This is a genomic window from Streptomyces sp. NPDC000878 (genome assembly GCF_053599695.1).
Window position 1 is genome coordinate 101,441 of record NZ_JBSFMT010000022.1, and the last position, 19,434, is coordinate 120,874.

Here is a 19,434-nt window from a genome sequence, read left to right on the forward strand (position 1 = left end):
TTCGAGAGGGGAACAGCGCGTGGTGGACGTATCCAAGGGCGGGACGCCCAGTGGCAGCGTCAATCTGACCAAGGGTCAGGCCATCAACCTGCAGAAGAGTGACGGGGGCACCCTGACCGCGGTGCGCATGGGCCTCGGCTGGCAGGCGGCTCCCCGGCGTGGCCTGTTCGGCTCGCGCACACGGGAGATCGACCTCGATGCCTCCGCCGTGCTCTTCGCCGACAAGCAGCCCGTCGACGTCGTGTTCTTCCGCCACCTCGTGAGTGACGACGGCTCCGTGCGGCACACCGGCGACAACCTCGTCGGCGGTGTCGGCCAGGGTGGTGACGACGAGGCGATCCTCGTCGACCTGCCGCGCGTGCCGGTCCACATCGACCAGATCGTCTTCACCGTGAACTCCTTCACGGGCCAGACCTTCCAGGAGGTGCAGAACGCGTTCTGCCGACTGGTCGACGAGACCAACGGCGACGAACTCGCCCGCTACACACTGGACGGCGGTGGCCAGTACACGGCCCAGATCATGGCGAAGGTGCACCGCGCGGGCGCGGGCTGGCAGATGACGGCCCTCGGTACCCCGGCCAACGGCCGCACCTTCCAGGACCTGATGCCGGCGATCCTGCCGCACCTGTAAGCGGGCCCGCGCAGCCCAAGGAAGCAAGAGAACGACACGGGGGGACGAAGGCGATGACGGCCGAGCTGGTCCGGGGGCAGAACCATCCGCTCTCCCAGGTCCGCCTCGAAGTGCGGATCTCGGCCGGCGCGCCGATCGTGGCGGGGGCCACGATCGGCGACGAGCAGGGCAAGGTCCACGGCGTCGAGTGGGTGGCCCACCCCGGTGCTCCCACGCTCCCCGGCCTGGAGGTCTCCAAGCAGGCGGCTGCCGACCACCGGCTCGCCGTGGATCTGGGTGCCATGCCGGAGTCCGTGCACCGGATCAGCGTGCTGCTCGCCCTGCCGTCCGGTGTGGGCGGCCCGGTCCGCTTCGGCGCCGTGGCCGCCCCTTTCGTCGCCGTCACCGGGCTCGACGGCGCCGAGGTCGTCAGTTACACGATCACGGGCCTGGAAGCAGAGTCGGCCGTCGTCGCCCTGGAGCTGTACCGCAGACAGGACACCTGGAAGGTGCGCGCCATCGGCCAGGGGTACTCCGGCGGCCTCGCTGAACTCCTCACCGACCAGGGCCTCCCCGAGGCCCGCCGCCTCGCGGACACCATCAACGAGGCGGTGTCCCAGGCCCACTCCCGCTCGGTGGCACCCCCTCCACCCCGTACGCCGGACAGCGACCGCACCCGTCGGACGGCATCCCCCGCACCCGCGCAGTCCGCGTCGCCGTACGCGGCCCAGGCGCCGCAGGACACCCCGCCTTCCAGCACACCGGAGCAGGCCGGTTCCGTGGTCCAGGGCGGCTCTGCCTCCCCGCAGCCCTCATCGCCGTACGGGGGTGAGGGCCCGCAGAACACCCCGGCGCGGGCCGGCCAACCGGACGCTTCGCCCCAGGCGGGCCACGCCGGGGAAGCCACGCAGGCCGCCGGCCCGGTCAACTACAGCCACCCCGGCCGCCGTACGGCAGCTCCGCCACCGGCCCCACCGACCGCACCCCCGGTCCAGCCCGGACAGCCGCCGCGGCCGGTCGCGGGTGACGCGACCGGGTGGTCCATGGACGAGCGGCTCTACAACCAGGTCTGGGGGATGTTCGAGGACCTGGCGCGCACCGCCGCCGCGTACCGCAGTGCGGTGGACTTCGCTGACTCGCGCCTGGAACAGGAGATCGACCGGGCGCTGGCCGATCCCCGCAACCGGCTCGGCGGGCAGGGCGACGGCGCCCGGGAAGCGGCCCGTGCCAAGCACGCCCAGCTCGTCGACCAGGCCCGCGCCGCCCTCGACCGCGACCTCTCCCAGCTCACCGCCGAGGCCGAGGTCGTCGAGCCCGCGCTGCCCCTGGCGTACGCACGCTGGGACAGCCCCGTCTGGCGCGGTTATCGCGTGCCGATGGAGATGCCCATGGCACTGCGGCTGGGCGACCTGCGGCTGCCCGAGAGCGTCGACCTGAGCATTCCGATGCTCGTCCGGCTGCCGTTGGAGCGCGGCCTGTGGATCGACAGCGGTGGTGAGTCGGCCGACGGCTCGCTCGTCGACTCCGACGAGCTGCGCCGGCTCGCCATGGACACGGCGGTGACGCACGCGGCCCGGCTGCTGGCCGTCCATCCGGCGGGCGAGTTCGCCGTGCACGTCATCGACCCGGCGGGCGCGGGCGCCCCGCCTCTCGCACCACTCGTGCGGACCGGTGTGCTCGCGGGTCCGCCTGCCGCCGGGGCCGCCGGTGTCACTGACGTCCTGGGCAGGCTGACCCAGCGTGTCGACCTGGTGCAGATGGCGTTGCGCGCCGGCGCGGCCGACTCGCTGCCGCCCGATCTCGACACCGCTCAGCAGCTGCTGATCGTCAACGACTTCCCGCACGGTTTCGACGACCGGGCGGTGACCCAGCTGCGCTATCTCGCGGACGAGGGCCCTGCCGTCGGCGTCCATCTCATGATGGTCGCCGACCGCGAGGACGCCGCCGCGTACGGGCCGTTGCTCGACCCCCTCTGGCGTTCGCTTCTGCGACTCACCCCGGTGCCCGACGACCACCTTGCCGACCCGTGGGTCGGCCATGCCTGGACGTACGAGCCGTCGGTCGTGCCGCAGGGCAGCCAGGTGCTCCAGCAGGTACTCAGCCAGGTCGCGGCGGCCCGCCGTTCATGGAACCGCTGACGCCCGCGAGCACTTCACCAAGCATCAGTAAAGCCCTTTGACCTGCGGATTTTGATTCTATTTTACCAATCTCTTTACCTTTCCTTGGTGATTGGGGTACTGTTCTCCACACGGAGGGGAGTACTCCCTACCTGCTGCGGCGTACCCGTCAATACGGATCAATCCAGATCCCGGGGCGTCGGCCCGCAGGCACCGGGCGCGTGAAGGAGCCGGGTTGTCGCGGGTGGAAGAGACCTCCGGTAGCGACGACGCTGAAATTTGCCGTTACGTACTGCCGGAGGCGCAGTGAATGTTTCCCCGACCCTTTGGGTCCTGACCATCGTGGGTCTCGCCGCTCTGATCGCGGTGGACTTCTTCATCGGGCGCAAGCCACACGACGTATCGATCAAGGAAGCCGGAATCTGGACGGTCGTCTGGATAGCCCTGGCCGGGCTCTTCGGCCTGGGGCTGCTCGTGTTCGGCGGCGGTGAGTCCGGCGGCGAGTTCTTCGCGGGCTTCATCACCGAGAAGTCGCTGAGTGTCGACAACCTCTTCGTCTTCGTCCTGATCATGGCGAAGTTCGCGGTGCCCTCGCAGTACCAGCAGCGAGTGCTCCTCGTCGGCGTTCTCATAGCGCTCGTCCTGCGTGCGATATTCATCGCCGCCGGCGCCGCGATCCTCGCGAGCTTCGCGTGGGTGTTCTACATCTTCGGTGCCTTCCTCATCTGGACCGCCTGGAAGCTGATCCAGGAGGCCCGTACCGACGACGAGGACGAGGAGTTCGAGGAGAACAAGCTGCTCAAGGCCGCCGAGAAGCGGTTCGGTGTGGCCGACCGCTACCACGGCACCAAGCTGTGGATCGAGGAGAACGGCAAGCGCGTCATGACGCCGATGCTGGTCGTGATGCTCGCGATCGGTACCACGGACGTCCTGTTCGCCCTCGACTCGATCCCGGCGATCTTCGGCCTGACCCAGGACCCGTACATCGTCTTCACCGCCAACGCCTTCGCCCTGATGGGTCTGCGGCAGCTGTACTTCCTCATCGGCGGCCTGCTGAAGAAGCTGGTCCACCTCTCGTACGGCCTGTCGGTCATCCTCGGCTTCATCGGCGTCAAGCTGGTGCTGCACGCGCTGCACGAGTCCGGCGTCCATGTACCGGAGATCTCCATACCGGTCTCCCTCGGCGTGATCTGCGCGGTCCTGATCGTCACCACGATCACCAGCCTGATCGCCTCCAAGAAGCAGGCGGCGGCCGAGGCGGCGCAGGAGGAGAGCGAAGGCGCTCCGAAGGACAGCATCGGCGCCTGACCGCGTCGGACGCAGGAGCAACCACATCGGGAGCGGTGCGCGGCGAATCGCCGACCACCGTTCCCGGTGCTTCGTTGGGAGCCGAGCACCCGTACTGCGGAGGCCGGCGAATTCCCGCAGGCGGCGGGCCTTGCCGCCGTGGGGCTCCGGGCCGGGCGAACCGGTTGCGGGAGGCCGGTGAGAGGGCCCGGGGTACGGGGCCCGAGCTCGGTTCGGGGCGCGATCCTGGAGCGCAGAGCGCAGAGCGCAGAGCGCAGAGCAGGGCAGTGCGCGGCGGGACGGGGGCGGGGTACGGGGCCGACGCGTGGCAGGGCTGCGCGCGGGGTGGGGCACGGGCACACGAGCCGGTTCGCGGCGCGAGCCTGGCGCGCGGCAGAGGGGTTGGTGCGCGGGCCAGGGCGCAGTCCGTCAGGGGGGCGGTGTGAGGGGCGGGCAGCGGGTCGGCGTGCGCATGCGGGGCCCGGGTCCCTCTGCGACGATCGCTGAATGATCGTCCGGCTGCGGTCGCTCGTGACGCGGTGGACGGCCGTTGTGCCGGTGGCCGCGGTCGTCCTGCTCGTGTTCACGTGGGGGCGCGACCTTCCCGGTGTGGTCGTCGGGCTGGTGACGCTGGTGCTCGCGGGAGCGGTGCTGGCCGCCGTGCACCACGCCGAGGTGATCGCCCACCGCGTCGGTGAACCCTTCGGCTCCCTCGTGCTGGCCGTCGCCGTCACGATCATCGAGGTCGCCCTGATCGTCACGCTGATGGCCGACGGCGGGGACAAGAGCTCCACCCTGGCCAGGGACACCGTCTTCGCGGCCGTGATGATCACCTGCAACGGCATCGTCGGGCTGAGCCTCCTCACCGCCTCGCTCCGCCACGGGACCGCGGTCTTCAACCCGGAGGGCACCGGCGCCGCCCTCGCCACGGTCGCGACGCTGGCCACGCTCAGCCTGGTGCTGCCGACGTTCACCACCAGCAAGCCGGGCCCCGAGTTCTCCACCGCCCAGCTCACCTTCGCCGCGCTCGCCTCACTGACCCTGTACGGCCTGTTCGTCGCGACCCAGACCGTGCGGCACCGCGACTACTTCCTGCCGATCACCAGCCAGGGCGAGGTCATCACCGCGGACGGTCACGCGGAGCTGCCGACCGCCCGCGATGTCAGGGTCAGCCTGGGACTGCTGAGCCTGGCGCTGGTCGGTGTGGTCGGCCTCGCGAAGGGAGTGTCGCCGACCATCGAGTCCGGCGTGGAGGCGGCCGACCTGCCGCATGCCGTCGTCGGTGTGATCATCGCCCTGCTCGTGCTGCTTCCCGAGACCATCGCCGCGCTGCGCTCCGCACGCCGCGACCGGGTGCAGACCAGCCTGAACCTCGCCCTAGGATCCGCGATGGCCAGCATCGGCCTGACCATCCCCGCCGTGGCCCTGGCGTCCGTCTGGCTCTCCGGGCCACTGGTCCTCGGCCTCGGCGCCACGCACATGGTGCTGCTCGCCCTGACCGTGGTGGTGGGTTCGCTCACGGTGGTGCCCGGGCGGGCCACGCCGCTCCAGGGAGGCGTACACCTGGTGCTGTTCGCGGCCTACCTGGAGCTGGCGATCAACCCCTGACCGCCGCCGCAGGTCACTCCGTGGCCGGTACGGCGGCGGCGAGGTGGGGCACCGGCCGGGTCTCCGGCAGCAACGCGAAGCACCCCAGGCTGAACAGCGCGATCCCGGTCAGATACACGCCCACGCCCCACGGGATCCGGCCCCCGTGCTCGGCCAGCGCCGTCGCCACGATCGGCGTGAGCGCGCCGCCCAGAACCCCGCCGAGGTTGTAGCCGACGGCGGCGCCCGTGCACCGTACGCGGGGCTCGTACAGCTCCGGCAGATAGGCGGCGATCACCGCGAACATCGTGATGAACGCGATCATCGCGACCAGGAAGCCGAGGAACATCGGCAGCGGTTCGCCCGTCGACAGCAGCGCGACCATCGGGCACATCCACAGAGCGGCGACGGCACAGCCCGTGAGACACAGGGGCCGGCGGCCGTAACGGTCGCCCAGAAGAGCCGCCACCGGTGTCAGGGCGCCCTTGACCACCACCGCGGCCATGATGCAGCCCAGCATGACGGTACGGCTGACCCCGAGCCGTTCCGTCCCGTAGGCGAGGGACCAGGTCGTCACCGCGTAGAACACGGCGTAGCCGACCGCGAGCGCGCCCGCCGTCAGCAGGACCAGCCGCCAATGGTCGCGCACCACCTCGGCGAGCGGCACGCGCGCGTGGTCGTCGATCTCCAGGAAGCTCGGGCTCTCCGCGAGCGACGAACGCAGCCACAGCCCCGCCACCGCGAGCACCCCGGCCGCCCAGAACGGCACCCGCCACCCCCACGAGGCGAACTGCGCCTCCGTGAGCGACGCGGACAGGGCCAGCATCACGCCATTGGCGAGCAGGAAGCCCACCGCGGGGCCGATCTGCGGGAAGCTCGCCCACAGGGCGCGCCGTTCGGCGGGCGCGTGCTCCGCGGTCAGCAGGACCGCCCCGCCCCACTCCCCGCCGAGCCCGAGCCCCTGGAGAAAACGCAGCACCAGGAGGAGCACGGGAGCGGCCATGCCGATCGACTCGTACGTCGGCACGCAGCCGACCGCGACCGTCGACGCACCGGTCAGCAGCAGCGAGGCGACGAGGACCGGGCGTCGCCCGCGCCGGTCCCCGATGTGCCCGAACAGCACCGACCCCAGCGGCCGGGCGACGAAGCCCACCCCGAACGTCCCGAAGGCGGCCAGCGTCCCGGCCAGCGGCGAGAACGTCGGGAAGAACAGTGGCCCCAGAACCAGCGCCGCCGCGGTGCCGTAGACGAAGAAGTCGTAGAACTCGATGGCCGTCCCCGCGAGCGAGGCGGTGGCCAGCCGCACCATGGAAGGCGCCTTTACCGTGCGTACATCGTGCATGCCGGGTCAACTACCCACGGTGACCGCGCGTTACGGGGGCGTGCGGGGGCCGGCCGGGATCAGTACGTCACGGTGATGCGCCGGTCGAGGCCGTCCACCCTTATCGACCCTCCATAAGGGATGACGATCTGCGGATCCGTGTGTCCGAAGTCCACGTCGAAGACGGCCATCATGCCGGGAGCGTAGGCGCGCAGCGCGCGTTGGACCGCCTCCCGCTGCTCGGCGGCGTAACGGGCGCCCTCCTCGGGGCTGTTGGGACACTCGAAGGACCAGGTCTTCGCGCGGGCCATCAGCAGCGCGGAGAAGCGCTGGAGCAGACCGCGCTCACCCATGTTGCGCAGGATGCGGAAGACCTCCTCCCCGCTCGGCAACTCCTCCGAGGTCTCCAGGAACAGCACGCCGCCGTCGTACTCCGTCAGATCGTGGGAGATCTCGCGGTCGGCCATCAGCAGCCAGGCGACGATCTCCAGACAGCCGCCCCAACTGCGGCCCCCCACCACACGGTCGGCGTTCTCCCAGGTCCAGCCGGTGCCGGGCCGGGTCTCCGGCTCGCTGTCGAAGGTCGCGGGGTCGGCCCAGTCGCGGTTGACGTCGTTCCAGCGCTCGGCGGGCCGCAGTTCGTACTCGCCCGAGGTGAACAGGGCGGCCCGCAGGGACTCGGCGGTCAGCGGGTCCATGGCCACGGGACGCCCGAGCGCCGTCATCACGGTCGCGCCGTGGAAGCCGACGATCCCGGTGTTGTACAGGTACGCCAACAGGCAGGTGTTGTCGCTCATCCCGAAGAACGGCTTCGGGTTCGCCCGGATCAACTCCCGGTCCAGGAACGGCAGCACGGTGATCTGGTCGTCGCCGCCGATCGACGCGATGACCGCCCTGACGTCCGGATCGGCGAACGCCGCGTGGATGTCGTCGGCCCGCTCCTGAGGCGTCGCACCCATCTTCCGGGTCGCCGGGTACTCGACCGGTTCGAGTCCGAACTCCTTGCGCAGCCGCTCCAGCCCCAGTTCGTGCGGGCGTGGGAAGAGCCCGGGCAGTCCGGCGCCCGGCGAGATGACGGCGATGCGGTCGCCGGGTGAGGGCTTGGGGGGACAGGCGGGCGTCGTCATGCCGGGAGCGTACGGGCCACCGCGCTGTCGGCGCACCGTGATAAACCGGGGCTGAGCAGCGGTCCTCGACAGGCCGCCACCCCTGAACGGACCGGAGGAACTGTGCCCCGCACCCTTGCCAACGCCCCGATCATGATCCTCAACGGGCCCAACCTGAACCTCCTGGGCCAGCGCCAGCCGGAGATCTACGGCTCCGACACGCTCGCCGACGTCGAAGCCCTGTGCGCCAAGGCGGCGGCCGGGCACGGCGGCACGGTGGACTTCCGGCAGTCCAACCACGAGGGCGAGTTGGTCGACTGGATCCAGGAGGCACGCCTCCACCACGCCGGCATCGTCATCAACCCCGGCGCCTACTCCCACACGTCCGTCGCGATCCTGGACGCGCTCAACACCTGCGACGGCCTGCCGGTGTTGGAGGTCCACATCTCCAACATCCACCAGCGCGAGACGTTCCGGCACCACTCGTACGTCTCCCTGCGCGCCGACGGCGTCATCGCGGGGTGCGGTGTGCAGGGGTACGTGTTCGGGGTGGAGCGGGTCGCCGCGCTGGTGGGGGCGGCGGCGGAGGCGTGACGTACGCCGGACAAGCGGAGGCGGAGAGTCCGGTTGTCAGTGGTGGATGCCACCATCGACGCATGACCACAACTCACCGAACACCATCGGCCCCCACCGCCCCTACAGCCGCCCCGCCTCCACGATCCGCCGCAGGAACTGCTGGGTGCGCTCCTGCTGCGGATCGCCGAACACCTGGTCCGCCGTGCCGCGTTCCAGGACGACGCCGCCCTCCAGGAAGCACACCTGGTCCGCGACATCGCGGGCGAAGCCCATCTCGTGGGTGGCCAGGACCATCGTCATGCCGTCGCCCTTCAGATCCCGGACGACGGCGAGGACCTCGCCCACGAGTTCCGGGTCGAGGGCAGCGGTGATCTCGTCGAGGAGCAGCAGCCGGGGGCGTACGGCCAGGGCGCGGACGATCGCGGCCCGCTGCTGCTGGCCGCCGCTCAGCCGGTCCGGATACTCGCCCGCCTTCGCGCCGAGCCCGAGCCGCTCCAGCAGCTCACGGGCGTGCTGCTCGGCCTCCGCGCGGTCCACGCCGTGGACGCGGCGCGGGGCGAGGGTGATGTTCTCCAGGACGGTCATGTGCGGAAAGAGGTTGTACGCCTGGAAGACCACGCCGATCCGGCGGCGCACAGCGTCCTGGTCGGTGCGCGGGTCGGTGATCTCCTCGCCGTCCAGCCAGATCGCGCCGTCGTCGATGTCCTCCAGCAGGTTCGCGCACCGCAGCAGCGTGGACTTGCCGGAACCGGACGCGCCGATCAGGGCGGTCACCGTGTGGGAGGCGACCTCCAGATCGACGTCCCGCAGGACGACCGTCTCGCCGAACGTCTTGCGTACGGACTCCATACGCAGCACGGGGGAGGAGCCCTCGGGGATGTCGCTCACAGTGTTCCTCCCTGCGCCCGCTGCCGGTCCATCCGGGCCGTCACCCAGTCGGTGAAGCGGGTCATCGGGATGGTCAGCGCGACGAAGACCAGTCCCGCGACGATGTACGGCGTGTAGTTGAGGCTGCGGCCCACGATGATGTCGGCCGCGCGTACGGCGTCGACCGCGCCGCCGATCGAGACGAGCCCGGTGTCCTTCTGCAGAGACACCAGGTCGTTCAGCAGCGGCGGCACCTGGCGCCGTACGGCCTGCGGCAGCACGACGTGCCGCAGCGCCTGCCGGTTGGTCAGCCCGAGCGAGCGCGCCGCCGCCCGTTGCGAGGGATGCACGGACTCGATGCCGGCCCGGAACACCTCGGCGACGTACGCCGAGTACGTCAGCGTCAGCGCCGTACCGCCGAGGAGCACCGGGTCCACGGTGATGCCCTGGAGCCGCAGCGCCGGGACGCCCAGGACGACGATCATCAGGTTGATGATCAGCGGGAGGCCGCGGAAGAAGTCCGTGTACGCGGCGGCCAGCGCGCGCACCGGGAAGAACACCGGGCCGCGCAGCGTACGGGCGATCGCGATCAGCATGCCCAGGACGAGCACCGCGACGCCGCAGATCAGCAGCAGCCGTACGTTGAGCCACAGCCCTTCGAGGACCTTGGGGAACGCCTCGCGCGCGTACTCCCCGTTGAAGAACGTCTCCTTGGTGCGCGGCCAGCCCGGCGCGTTGACGACGACCAGGTAGAGGACGACCCCGGTGACCAGGGTGGACACCGCGGCGATCGACGTGGCGCGGCGCGCGCGGGTGCGCTTGAACCGTTCACGGTCGATCCGCCGCTGCGAGGGGACGTAACCGTCGCCCCGGTCCGGCATGTCGCCCGGGTCCTCCTGCCCGGACTCCTCCTTCACTGCGGTCACTTGAGCACCGGAGCGTCGACGGCGTCCGACAGCCACTGCTTCTCGATCGAGGCGAGCGTGCCGTCCTTGCGCAGGGCGTCCACCGCGGTCGTCACGCAGGAGGTGAGCGCGCTGCCCTTGTCGAGCACCAGCCCGAACTGCTCCGGCGTACCGCCCTGGTTCTCGAACTGCCCGACGATCTTCGCGTCGGTCACCTCGGCGGCGGTGATGTAGAAGGCGGTCGGCAGGTCGACGACGATGGCGTCCACCTGGCCGTTCTGCAGCGCGGACTTGGCCTGGTCGTTCTTGGCGTACGCGGCCGGTTCCTGGGTCGGCTTCACCACGTCCTCGATGTAGTTGAGGCTCGTGGTGCCGACCTGGGCGCCCAGCTTGAGGCCCTTGAGGTCCGCGATGCTCGTCGCCTTGGCGGCCTTGGAGGTCTTCAGCGCGATGACGGCCTGGCGCACGTCGTAGTAGCCGGACGAGAAGTCCACGGCCTTCTTGCGCTCGGTGCTGATCGACACCTGGTTGATGTCGAAGTCGAAGGTCTTCTCCCCGGGCGCGAACGCCTTGTTGAAGGGCACGCTCTGCCAGACCACGTTCGCCTTGTCGTAGCCGAGCTGCTTCGCCACTGCGTACGCGACCGCCGACTCGAAGCCCTCGCCGTTGGCGGGCTTGTCGTCCTTGAACCACGGCTCGTACGCGGGCTCGTCGGTGGCGATCGTCAGTTTGCCCGAGGTCTCGGTGGCCAACTTGCCCTTGGCGCAGGTGGCTGCGGCCGTCCCGGTGGGATTGGCGGCGCTCTCCTCCTCCGGCTGCGGGGCGCAGCCGACAGCGGTGGCGAGCAGGGCGACGGTGGCGGCGGCGACTGCGCGGCGCAGCAGGTGAGGGGCAAGGTGCATGGCGGGAGAGTGGCAGCGAGGCGTGCCATTTGTCCAGGTCACAGGCGGAATTGTCCGCATAGTGGGAACGTGTGTTGCGTTTCTGTGAACGCTCCCTGTGAACGCCGGGGCCGCCGACCGAGGGCGGGGATCGACAGGTCGGCGGCCCGTGCCGCCCAGGAGCCGTCATCCTGCGCGGGGCTGCCTCCAGTGGACTGCGCCAGGGCGCACGCCGGGAGCGCGTGTACGGCGCCAGCGTGCGTGTTCGTTTCACACGGGGCGCGCGTTCACCAACTGCGCGCCCCTGGAACGGGGTTCGGCGGGCTCACCAGCCCCGTGCGTGCCACTCCGGCAGGTGGGGCCGCTCCGCACCCAGGGTGGTGTCGTTGCCGTGCCCCGGATAGACCCAGCTCTCGTCCGGGAGCGGCTCGAAGATCTTCGTCTCCACGTCGTGGATCAGGCTGGCGAAGGCCTCGGGGTCCTTGCGTGTGTTGCCCACGCCGCCGGGGAAGAGGCAGTCCCCGGTGAACACGTGCGGATGCCCGTGCGGGTCGTCGTAGACGAGCGCGATCGAGCCCGGCGTGTGTCCGACCAGGTGGCGCGCGGTGAGTTCCACGCGCCCCACGCGGATCGTGTCTCCGTCGTCGACCGGTACGTCGGTCGGTACGGGGATGCCCTCGGCGTCGTCCCGGCCCGCGTACGTACGGGCGCCGGTGGCCGCGACGACCTCCGCGAGTGCCTGCCAGTGGTCCCCGTGCTGGTGCGTGGTGACGAGCGACGCGATGCCGTCGTCGCCGATCAGTGTGATCAACGTATGGGCGTCGTTCGCCGCGTCGATCAGCAACTGCTCGTCCGTGGCCCGGCAGCGCAGCAGATAGGCGTTGTTGTTCATCGGGCCGACCGCGACCTTGGTGATCATCAGGTCCTGCAACTCGTGCACATCGGCGGGGCCGCCGACCTTCACCGCTCCGCTGTACGTCATGGCGTTCAGCCTATAGCGGCGCCCGTGGCCCTACAGCGGGGGCAGTGCGGGCAGGGCTCCGCCCGAGACGTCGAGTCCCGCTCCGTCGCGGCGGCCGGCGAGCCACCCCAGCAGCTCCGGTGCCGGGCCGCTGACCGTCATGTCGGGCTCGGCCGCTTCGCCTCCCGTGCTCCACGCGCGCGTGCCGTCCGTGAGCGAGGTGGGCGGCACCTCGGGGTGCCCGGCGAACCGGTCGGCCAGGAACGTGATCTCCCGCTCCGTGAACTCCGCCGGGAGGTCTTCCAGCTCGTACCCGATCCCCAGGTCCACGTGGTGCAGCTCGACCTCGGCCCAGCGCCGGAACGGCACATTGGAGGCGGAGTCGATGACGCCGTTGCGCAGTTCCACCGTGCGCGTCCAGTCCGCGGGCTCGGCCCCCGCCTCCTGGAAGCGGGCCGCACTCTCGCGTACGTCCGCCAGCTGTACGTCGAGGGGGCGCGGGGCGTCGCGCTCGATGCCGGCGTCCCGGGCCTCTCCGGAGGCGTACATGTGACGTCCTTCGAAGACGTTCACGAGAGCGTCCGCGTTGCGGGCGAGGTGGGCGAGGACATGGCCGCGGGTCCAGCCCGGCAGCCGTGACGGCTCGGCCACCGAATCGTTGTTCAATTTCGTGGCTGCGGTGAGCAGTCGCTCCGTCGCGTCACGTACAGATCCCAGGTCGCGCACATGATCAGCCATGGCGCCGACGATAGCCCCGCCACACGTTCGGGTGAAGGTAGCGGCCAGGACCCGTAAATCGAATGTGCGTGCTATATGGTCGGGCGTGGCGTCGGGCATGCTGGATGGCCGGGGATTGTTACCGCCCCAGGAATCCGACCGGCGTTGTCAGTGGCTCCCCCTAGTCTGAGAAAGCACGGGGGCCCCGCCCCTGTCACTTCTTCCCAAGAAAGGTGCGGACCGGCGTGGCCGACCGTCTCATCGTCCGTGGCGCGCGCGAGCACAATCTCAAGAATGTCTCGCTCGACCTCCCGCGTGACTCGCTCATCGTCTTCACGGGCCTGTCCGGGTCGGGCAAGTCCTCCCTGGCCTTCGACACGATCTTTGCCGAGGGCCAGCGCCGCTACGTCGAGTCGCTCTCGTCGTACGCCCGCCAGTTCCTCGGCCAGATGGACAAGCCGGACGTCGACTTCATCGAGGGCCTCTCGCCGGCCGTCTCGATCGACCAGAAGTCGACCTCGCGCAACCCGCGCTCGACGGTCGGCACCATCACCGAGGTCTACGACTATCTGCGTCTGCTCTTCGCGCGCATCGGCAAGCCGCACTGCCCCGAGTGCTCCCGCCCCATCTCGCGCCAGTCGCCGCAGGCCATCGTCGACAAGGTCCTCTCGCTGCCGGAGGGAAGCCGCTTCCAGGTGCTGTCGCCGCTGGTGCGCGAGCGCAAGGGCGAGTTCGTCGACCTCTTCGCGGACCTCCAGACCAAGGGCTACTCCCGCGCGCGGGTGGACGGCGAGACGGTCCAGCTGTCCGACCCGCCCGCGCTGAAGAAGCAGGAGAAGCACACCATCGAGGTGGTCATCGACCGCCTCACGGTGAAGGACACCGCCAAGCGCCGTCTGACCGACTCCGTGGAGACCGCCCTCGGCCTCTCCGGCGGCATGGTCGTGCTCGACTTCGTCGACCTCCCCGAGGACGACCCCGAGCGCGAGCGCATGTACTCGGAGCACCTGTACTGCCCGTACGACGACCTGTCCTTCGAGGAGCTGGAGCCCCGCTCCTTCTCCTTCAACTCGCCCTTCGGCGCCTGCCCCGAGTGCACGGGCATCGGCACGCGCATGGAGGTCGACCCCGAGCTGATCGTCCCGGACGAGGACAAGTCCCTCGACGAGGGCGCCATCCACCCCTGGTCGCACGGCCACACCAAGGACTACTTCGGCCGCCTCGTCACCGCCCTCGCGGACGCGCTGGGATTCCGCACCGACATTCCCTTCGCGGGCCTCCCGCAGCGCGCCAGGAAGGCGCTCCTGCACGGGCACAAGACCCAGATCGAGGTGCGCTACCGCAACCGGTACGGCCGCGAGCGGGTGTACACCACGCCCTTCGAGGGCGCCGTCCCCTTCGTGAAGCGGCGGCACAGCGAGTCCGAGAGCGACGCCAGCCGGGAGCGCTTCGAGGGCTATATGCGCGAGGTGCCCTGCCCCACCTGCCAGGGCACCCGCCTCAAGCCGATCGTCCTCGCGGTCACGGTCATGGAGCGGTCCATCGCCGAGGTCGCCGGGATGTCGATCAGCGACTGCGCGGACTTCCTGGCCGAGCTGAAGCTCGACGCCCGCGACAAGAAGATCGCCGAGCGGGTGCTCAAGGAGGTCAACGAACGGCTGAAGTTCCTGGTCGACGTCGGCCTCGACTACCTCTCGCTGAACCGCGCGGCCGGCACCCTCTCCGGCGGCGAGGCCCAGCGCATCCGCCTCGCGACCCAGATCGGCTCCGGACTCGTCGGCGTCCTGTACGTCCTCGACGAGCCGTCCATCGGTCTGCACCAGCGCGACAACCACCGGCTGATCGAGACCCTGGTCCGGCTGCGCGACATGGGCAACACGCTCATCGTCGTCGAGCACGACGAGGACACCATCAAGGTCGCCGACTGGATCGTCGACATCGGCCCCGGCGCCGGCGAGCACGGCGGCAAGGTCGTGCACAGCGGCTCCCTGAAGGAACTGCTCGCCAACGACGAGTCGATGACCGGCCAGTATCTGTCCGGCAAGAAGGCCATCCCGCTCCCCGACATCCGGCGCCCGCAGGACCCGTCCCGCCGGCTCACCGTGCACGGCGCCCGCGAGAACAACCTCCAGGACATCGATGTGTCCTTCCCGCTGGGCGTGCTCACGGCCGTCACGGGGGTGTCAGGGTCCGGCAAGTCGACGCTGGTCAACGACATCCTGTACACGCACCTCGCCCGCGAACTGAACGGCGCCCGCAGTGTGCCCGGCCGCCACACGCGCGTGGACGGCGACGACCTCGTCGACAAGGTCGTGCACGTCGACCAGTCGCCGATCGGCCGCACCCCGCGCTCGAACCCGGCGACGTACACCGGTGTCTTCGACCACGTCCGCAGGCTGTTCGCGGAGACGGTCGAGGCGAAGGTGCGGGGCTATCTGCCCGGCCGCTTCTCCTTCAACGTCAAGGGCGGACGCTGCGAGAACTGCGCCGGCGACGGCACCATCAAGATCGAGATGAACTTCCTCCCGGACGTGTACGTGCCGTGCGAGGTCTGCCACGGCGCCCGCTACAACCGGGAGACCCTGGAGGTCCACTACAAGGGCAAGTCCATCGCCGACATCCTGAACATGCCGATCGAGGAGGCCCGGCACTTCTTCGAGGCCGTCCCGGCGATCGCCCGCCACCTCAACACGCTGCACGACGTCGGCCTCGGCTACGTCAGGCTCGGCCAGTCCGCGACGACCCTGTCCGGCGGCGAGGCCCAGCGGGTGAAGCTCGCCAGCGAACTCCAGAAGCGCTCCACCGGCCGTACGGTGTACGTCCTGGACGAGCCGACCACCGGTCTCCACTTCGAGGACATCAGCAAGCTCCTCAAGGTCCTCTCCGGCCTGGTCGACAAGGGCAACACGGTCATCGTCATCGAGCACAACCTCGACGTCATCAAGACCGCCGACTGGGTCGTCGACATGGGCCCCGAAGGCGGCGCGGGCGGCGGTCTCGTCGTCGCCGAGGGCACCCCCGAGGAGATCGCCGGGGTCCCCGCCAGCCACACCGGCAAGTTCCTGCGCGAGATCCTGGGCGCCGACCGGATCAGCGACGGCACCTCGGTGAAGGCCCCGCGCAAGACGGCCGCCAAGAAGGCGGTGGCTGCCAAGTCGACGGCGACGAAGACGGCGACGGCGAAGACCGCCAACAACACGGCCACGAAGAAGGCGACTCCGGCGAAGAAGACGACAACCCGGGCCCGCAAGGCCTGAGCTGTCGACGAGCCGTGGAGACCACGGAAAGCACGGCAGACACAGCAAACACGGCGGCCCGCAGGAACTCCCTGCGGGCCGCCGCCCGTTGCACAACCAGCCACGATCAACCGCCGAGCCTGCCCTCCCGCAGCCCGACGAACAGCACCCCGACGAACAACCGCCCCTACAGCACACCCAGTTCAGCCGCGTACGGCGGTTCCGCTCCCGCTCGTGAGCAGGTGATCGCCGCCGCCCGGGCCGCGAGGCGGAGCAGGTCGGTCCAGCCGTCGGGGCCCAGGCCGGCCAAGGCCGCCGGGGACAGAGCGTCCCGCACCGACAGACCGTGCAGCAGCGCCGCGTTCACGGTGTCGCCGGCGCCGATCGTGTCCACGACGTCGACCTCCTCGCCCGGCACGGAGTGCTCCGCGCCCTCACGGGTGAAGACGGTCAGCCCGTCGCCGCCCCGCGTGACCACGACGGCGGCAGGACCGGCGGTCAGCCATTCGTGCGGAGTCCCGCCGAGCCACTTCGCGTCCTCCTCCGACAGCTTGAGCAGCGACACCGACGGCAGCCAGCTCTTGAACCGGGCCCGATAGGCGTCCGCGTCGGGGATCAGTACCGCCCTGATGTTCGGGTCGAGGGCGGTGAACACCCCCTGCGCGGCGGCGCTCCGCAGCAGCTCCTCGTACGCGGTCGCGCCCGGCTCCAGGACCAGAGAACAGGTGCCGAAGGACACCGCCCGGGCCGCGCCGGGGAGTTGAGCGGGTGCAGTGAACAGCCGGTCGGCGGTGCCCTCGACATAGAAGGAGTAGGCGGCCGAGCCGTCCGCACCGATCGAGGCGACCGCGAGAGTCGTCGGCTCGCTGCCGCGCTGTACGGACGACACATCGACGCCCGCCCCACGCAGCCCGTCGAGCAGCGCCTCGCCGAAGGCGTCGGACGAGACCCGGGAACAGAACGCGGTGGGGGAGCCGAGGCGCCCGAGGGCCACCGCAGTGTTGTAGGGCCCGCCACCGAGCGCCGGCCGCAGATCCGCGAGGGCGCCCGCCGTACGCGGTACCAGGTCGATCAGTGCCTCACCGGCGACGACGATCACGAAGCGGGTCCTCTCTCGGACTTGGGGGAGTTCTCGGGGTGTGGTTGCGGGCCCCGTCGCCCGGCGCAGCCGCACGACTCGCGGTGGACGAACGCGCACGGCAGTCGCACGGTCCGGGTCGGGCGGTCCGGGTCGGCCAGCCGGTCCAGGAGCAGACGTACGGCCTGGGCGCCGATGTCCTTGGCCGGTTGTGCCATCGCGGTGAGCCCGGGGGAGAGGAGATCGGCCCAGGCGAAGTCGTCGAAGCAGCACAGCGCCAGGTCGTCCGGCACGGTGAGGCCCCGCTCGCGCATGGCTCGCAGGGCGCCGATGGTCATCGCGTTGTTGGCGGTGACGAGGGCGGTCGGGGGCGCCGCGAGGGCGAGCAGGGCGGCGGTGGCCCGCTCGGCCCCCTCCGACTCGGAGTCGCCATGGACCACCAGGCGCTCGTCGTGGGCGAGCCCGGCGAACGCGAGGCCGATGCGGTAGCCGGTGATCCGTTCCGCTGTCGTGCTGAGGCCGGGGCGGCCCGCGACCAGCCCGACGCGTTCGTGCCCGAGCGCGGTGAGGTGGGCGACCAGCCGGGCCATGGGTTCGGTGTTCTCGGCGCACACCTGGTCGAAGCGCGGGGTGCTGTCCGAGGGGGTGTCGAGCAGCCGGTCCAGGAGCACCGTCGGTACGTCGTGCCGGGTCAGATAGGCGACCAGGGCGCCGGGATCCGCCGAAGGAGCGACGATCATGCCGTCCACGCGGCGCTCGTGCAGCAGCTGGACGACCTTGCGCTCGTGCTCGGGGTCGTCGTGCGGGTCGGCGATGAGAAGGCTGTAGCCGTGTTCCAGGGCGCCGGCCTCGACGCCCTGGACGATCTCCGTGAAGTACGGGTTGCTGATCGCCGACACCGCGAGTCCGATGGACCGCGTCCGCGCGGTGACCAGGGAACGGGCCAGCGTGTTCGGGGTGTAGTCCAGCACCTCGATGGCGTCGAGGACGGCCTGACGGGTCGCGGGGCGCACCACACGGGTGTCGTTCAGTACATGGGAGACGGTCGCCACGGACACGCCCGCGTGCCGTGCGACATCGGCCATCGTCGCCATGGGGCCGCGCCCTCCCGTCCCGATCCGGCGTCAATGGCGGCAACGTATCGCATCCACCGCAGGACGTAAACGCTTACGCGAGCGTTTACGTAATCGCTTACGTCTGCTCCGCCGGTCACTCCCAGTCCCAGCCGATGCCCAGGATCCCCGGTCGCAGCCGCGGCTCGACGAGGTGCACCGAGCGGTGGCGGGCGCTCACCGGGAGGTCCTGGCGGCCACTGCGGGGCGCCGCGGCCGAGTGCTGGGCGAACCGGTGGCAGCGCACCGGCAGGGATCCGTCGTCGAAGCGGACCTGGAGCGCGTACTGGCCGCCCGCGACGCCGAAGCCGCGGACGTACTCACGGGACACGCCCGCGGTGCCGTCCTCGACGGCGTAACGGAAGAGGAACGTATCTCCGGCGCGCAACCGGGTGTCGAAGAGGAGTTCGGCGACGAGCACCCCGGTGTCGTGGTGCCGGCGTACCCGTCCCGTGCGGCAGTTCTCCAGGGCGTGGACCGACATCCGGTCCGGCGCGCACCCGGGGTCCCCGTGGTGGACGGCGACGAACCGGTCGGTGCCGTCCCGGTGGGCGCGCACGATGTGGTGGGCCTCGCGGACGAGGAGTTCGCGGTGTGCGCCGATCCGTATCCGTTCGTGCAGGCCAAGGGTGTGCAGACCGCCGTCGGGCGGTGCCTCCAGCTCCGTCAGCAGCTGCTCCAGGACCCCGGACGCCTCCACCAGGGAGCGGTACGAGCGCGCGGCGGGTCGCTGTGTGCCGGCGCGTTCGTCGTCCCGGGAGAGCAGCCGGATCAGCGATTCCTCCGGCAGCTGGAGGATCTCCTCCAGGGCCCGCACGGCCCGCAGCGACTCGGGGCGCTGCGGGCGCCGGGCGCCCTGCTGCCAGTAACTCAGGCTGGTGACGCCGACCTTGACCCCGTACCGCCACAGATGGTGCTGGACGCGTTGCAGCGGCAGACCGCGGGCGGTGATCGCCGCCCGCAGGGCCACATGGAAGGGGCCGTTTCGCAGGGCCGTGTCCAGTTCCGCGGTGGCGTCCTCCGCGATGGCGTCGTCCGCGTGCGGTGTGCTCTGGCGCATGCAGGGGGCCCTT

At 70.5% G+C, this 19,434-nt stretch carries 16 protein-coding genes; 6 read left to right on the top strand and 10 right to left on the bottom strand.

The genetic code is table 11. The features are described from left to right. Window positions 1-64: 64 nt before the first annotated feature. The 4 genes from ACWDR4_RS21340 (at window position 65) to ACWDR4_RS21355 (ending at window position 5,622) form a co-directional block, all read left to right on the top strand. A complete protein-coding gene (locus ACWDR4_RS21340) occupies window positions 65-631 on the top strand; it encodes a TerD family protein (protein ID WP_369033716.1) in 567 nt (188 codons plus the stop codon). 53 nt (window positions 632-684) lie between these two features. After that, entirely contained in the window at window positions 685-2,748 is a 2,064-nt protein-coding gene (locus tag ACWDR4_RS21345; protein ID WP_450410585.1) for a TerD family protein, read from the top strand. A 285-nt stretch (window positions 2,749-3,033) separates the two neighbouring features. After that, window positions 3,034-4,035 carry a TerC/Alx family metal homeostasis membrane protein gene (locus ACWDR4_RS21350; protein WP_450410586.1) on the top strand — a complete coding sequence of 334 codons (1,002 nt, stop codon included), beginning with the start codon at window positions 3,034-3,036 and terminating at the stop codon, window positions 4,033-4,035. Window positions 4,036-4,521: 486 nt separating this feature from the next. Beyond that, window positions 4,522-5,622: a calcium:proton antiporter gene (locus ACWDR4_RS21355; protein ID WP_450410588.1), complete on the top strand. Its 1,101-nt coding sequence runs from the start codon at window positions 4,522-4,524 to the stop codon at window positions 5,620-5,622. A 13-nt stretch (window positions 5,623-5,635) separates the two neighbouring features. Here ACWDR4_RS21355 and ACWDR4_RS21360 read toward each other — a convergent pair whose 3' ends face one another. Together ACWDR4_RS21360 and ACWDR4_RS21365 are read right to left on the bottom strand one after the other, a co-directional pair. Then, a complete protein-coding gene (locus ACWDR4_RS21360) occupies window positions 5,636-6,943 on the bottom strand; it encodes an MFS transporter (RefSeq protein ID WP_450410590.1) in 1,308 nt (435 codons plus the stop codon). Between the two features lie 59 nt (window positions 6,944-7,002). Beyond that, complete coding sequence (locus ACWDR4_RS21365; protein ID WP_450410592.1) at window positions 7,003-8,049, bottom strand: S66 family peptidase; 1,047 nt, start codon at window positions 8,047-8,049, stop codon at window positions 7,003-7,005. Between the two features lie 102 nt (window positions 8,050-8,151). On the opposite strand from ACWDR4_RS21365, the gene aroQ reads away from it, so the two are divergent. Then, window positions 8,152-8,622, top strand: coding sequence for a type II 3-dehydroquinate dehydratase (gene aroQ, locus ACWDR4_RS21370; protein WP_450410593.1), 471 nt, complete (start codon window positions 8,152-8,154; stop codon window positions 8,620-8,622). A gap of 102 nt (window positions 8,623-8,724) precedes the next feature. Here the strand turns inward: aroQ and ACWDR4_RS21375 are convergent, their stop codons facing one another. The 5 genes from ACWDR4_RS21375 to ACWDR4_RS21395 form a co-directional block, all read right to left on the bottom strand. After that, entirely contained in the window at window positions 8,725-9,453 is a 729-nt protein-coding gene (locus tag ACWDR4_RS21375; RefSeq protein WP_450410632.1) for an amino acid ABC transporter ATP-binding protein, read from the bottom strand. A 35-nt stretch (window positions 9,454-9,488) separates the two neighbouring features. Beyond that, complete coding sequence (locus ACWDR4_RS21380) at window positions 9,489-10,397, bottom strand: amino acid ABC transporter permease (protein ID WP_450410595.1); 909 nt, start codon at window positions 10,395-10,397, stop codon at window positions 9,489-9,491. Further along, on the bottom strand, window positions 10,394-11,278 hold the full coding sequence (locus tag ACWDR4_RS21385; RefSeq protein ID WP_450410596.1) for an ABC transporter substrate-binding protein: 885 nt from the start codon (window positions 11,276-11,278) through the stop codon (window positions 10,394-10,396). Before ACWDR4_RS21385 ends, ACWDR4_RS21380 begins: the two co-directional genes overlap by 4 nt. 304 nt (window positions 11,279-11,582) lie before the next feature. Next, window positions 11,583-12,239, bottom strand: coding sequence for an MBL fold metallo-hydrolase (locus ACWDR4_RS21390; protein WP_369033699.1), 657 nt, complete (start codon window positions 12,237-12,239; stop codon window positions 11,583-11,585). 30 nt (window positions 12,240-12,269) lie between these two features. Next, window positions 12,270-12,956 (bottom strand): maleylpyruvate isomerase family mycothiol-dependent enzyme, encoded by a 687-nt coding sequence (locus ACWDR4_RS21395; protein WP_450410598.1) that lies wholly within the window; start codon window positions 12,954-12,956, stop codon window positions 12,270-12,272. Between the two features lie 224 nt (window positions 12,957-13,180). On the opposite strand from ACWDR4_RS21395, the gene uvrA reads away from it, so the two are divergent. Continuing rightward, entirely contained in the window at window positions 13,181-16,192 is a 3,012-nt protein-coding gene (uvrA, locus tag ACWDR4_RS21400) for an excinuclease ABC subunit UvrA (protein ID WP_450410600.1), read from the top strand. A 166-nt stretch (window positions 16,193-16,358) separates the two neighbouring features. On the opposite strand, the gene ACWDR4_RS21405 is transcribed toward uvrA, so the two are convergent. The 3 genes from ACWDR4_RS21405 to ACWDR4_RS21415 form a co-directional block, all read right to left on the bottom strand. Beyond that, window positions 16,359-17,270 carry a carbohydrate kinase family protein gene (locus ACWDR4_RS21405; protein ID WP_450410601.1) on the bottom strand — a complete coding sequence of 304 codons (912 nt, stop codon included), beginning with the start codon at window positions 17,268-17,270 and terminating at the stop codon, window positions 16,359-16,361. Next, window positions 17,267-18,343 carry a LacI family DNA-binding transcriptional regulator gene (locus ACWDR4_RS21410; protein WP_450410602.1) on the bottom strand — a complete coding sequence of 359 codons (1,077 nt, stop codon included), beginning with the start codon at window positions 18,341-18,343 and terminating at the stop codon, window positions 17,267-17,269. The genes ACWDR4_RS21405 and ACWDR4_RS21410 overlap by 4 nt, the downstream gene beginning before the upstream one ends. Before the next feature lie 115 nt (window positions 18,344-18,458). Beyond that, window positions 18,459-19,421 (bottom strand): hypothetical protein, encoded by a 963-nt coding sequence (locus tag ACWDR4_RS21415; protein ID WP_450410604.1) that lies wholly within the window; start codon window positions 19,419-19,421, stop codon window positions 18,459-18,461. Window positions 19,422-19,434: the final 13 nt, after the last annotated feature.

What these genes read in the sequence shown, in the direction of transcription:
- ACWDR4_RS21415 (WP_450410604.1), bottom strand. Translation starts at nt 19,421, where the DNA reads ATGCGCCAGAGCACACCGCACGCGGACGACGCCATCGCGGAGGACGCC.
- ACWDR4_RS21375 (WP_450410632.1), bottom strand. Translation starts at nt 9,453, where the DNA reads ATGGAGTCCGTACGCAAGACGTTCGGCGAGACGGTCGTCCTGCGGGAC.
- ACWDR4_RS21360 (WP_450410590.1), bottom strand. Translation starts at nt 6,943, where the DNA reads ATGCACGATGTACGCACGGTAAAGGCGCCTTCCATGGTGCGGCTGGCC.
- ACWDR4_RS21395 (WP_450410598.1), bottom strand. Translation starts at nt 12,956, where the DNA reads ATGGCTGATCATGTGCGCGACCTGGGATCTGTACGTGACGCGACGGAG.
- ACWDR4_RS21345 (WP_450410585.1), top strand. Translation starts at nt 685, where the DNA reads ATGACGGCCGAGCTGGTCCGGGGGCAGAACCATCCGCTCTCCCAGGTC.
- ACWDR4_RS21390 (WP_369033699.1), bottom strand. Translation starts at nt 12,239, where the DNA reads ATGACGTACAGCGGAGCGGTGAAGGTCGGCGGCCCCGCCGATGTGCAC.
- ACWDR4_RS21355 (WP_450410588.1), top strand. Translation starts at nt 4,522, where the DNA reads ATGATCGTCCGGCTGCGGTCGCTCGTGACGCGGTGGACGGCCGTTGTG.
- ACWDR4_RS21365 (WP_450410592.1), bottom strand. Translation starts at nt 8,049, where the DNA reads ATGACGACGCCCGCCTGTCCCCCCAAGCCCTCACCCGGCGACCGCATC.
- ACWDR4_RS21385 (WP_450410596.1), bottom strand. Translation starts at nt 11,278, where the DNA reads ATGCACCTTGCCCCTCACCTGCTGCGCCGCGCAGTCGCCGCCGCCACC.
- ACWDR4_RS21410 (WP_450410602.1), bottom strand. Translation starts at nt 18,343, where the DNA reads ATGGCGACGATGGCCGATGTCGCACGGCACGCGGGCGTGTCCGTGGCG.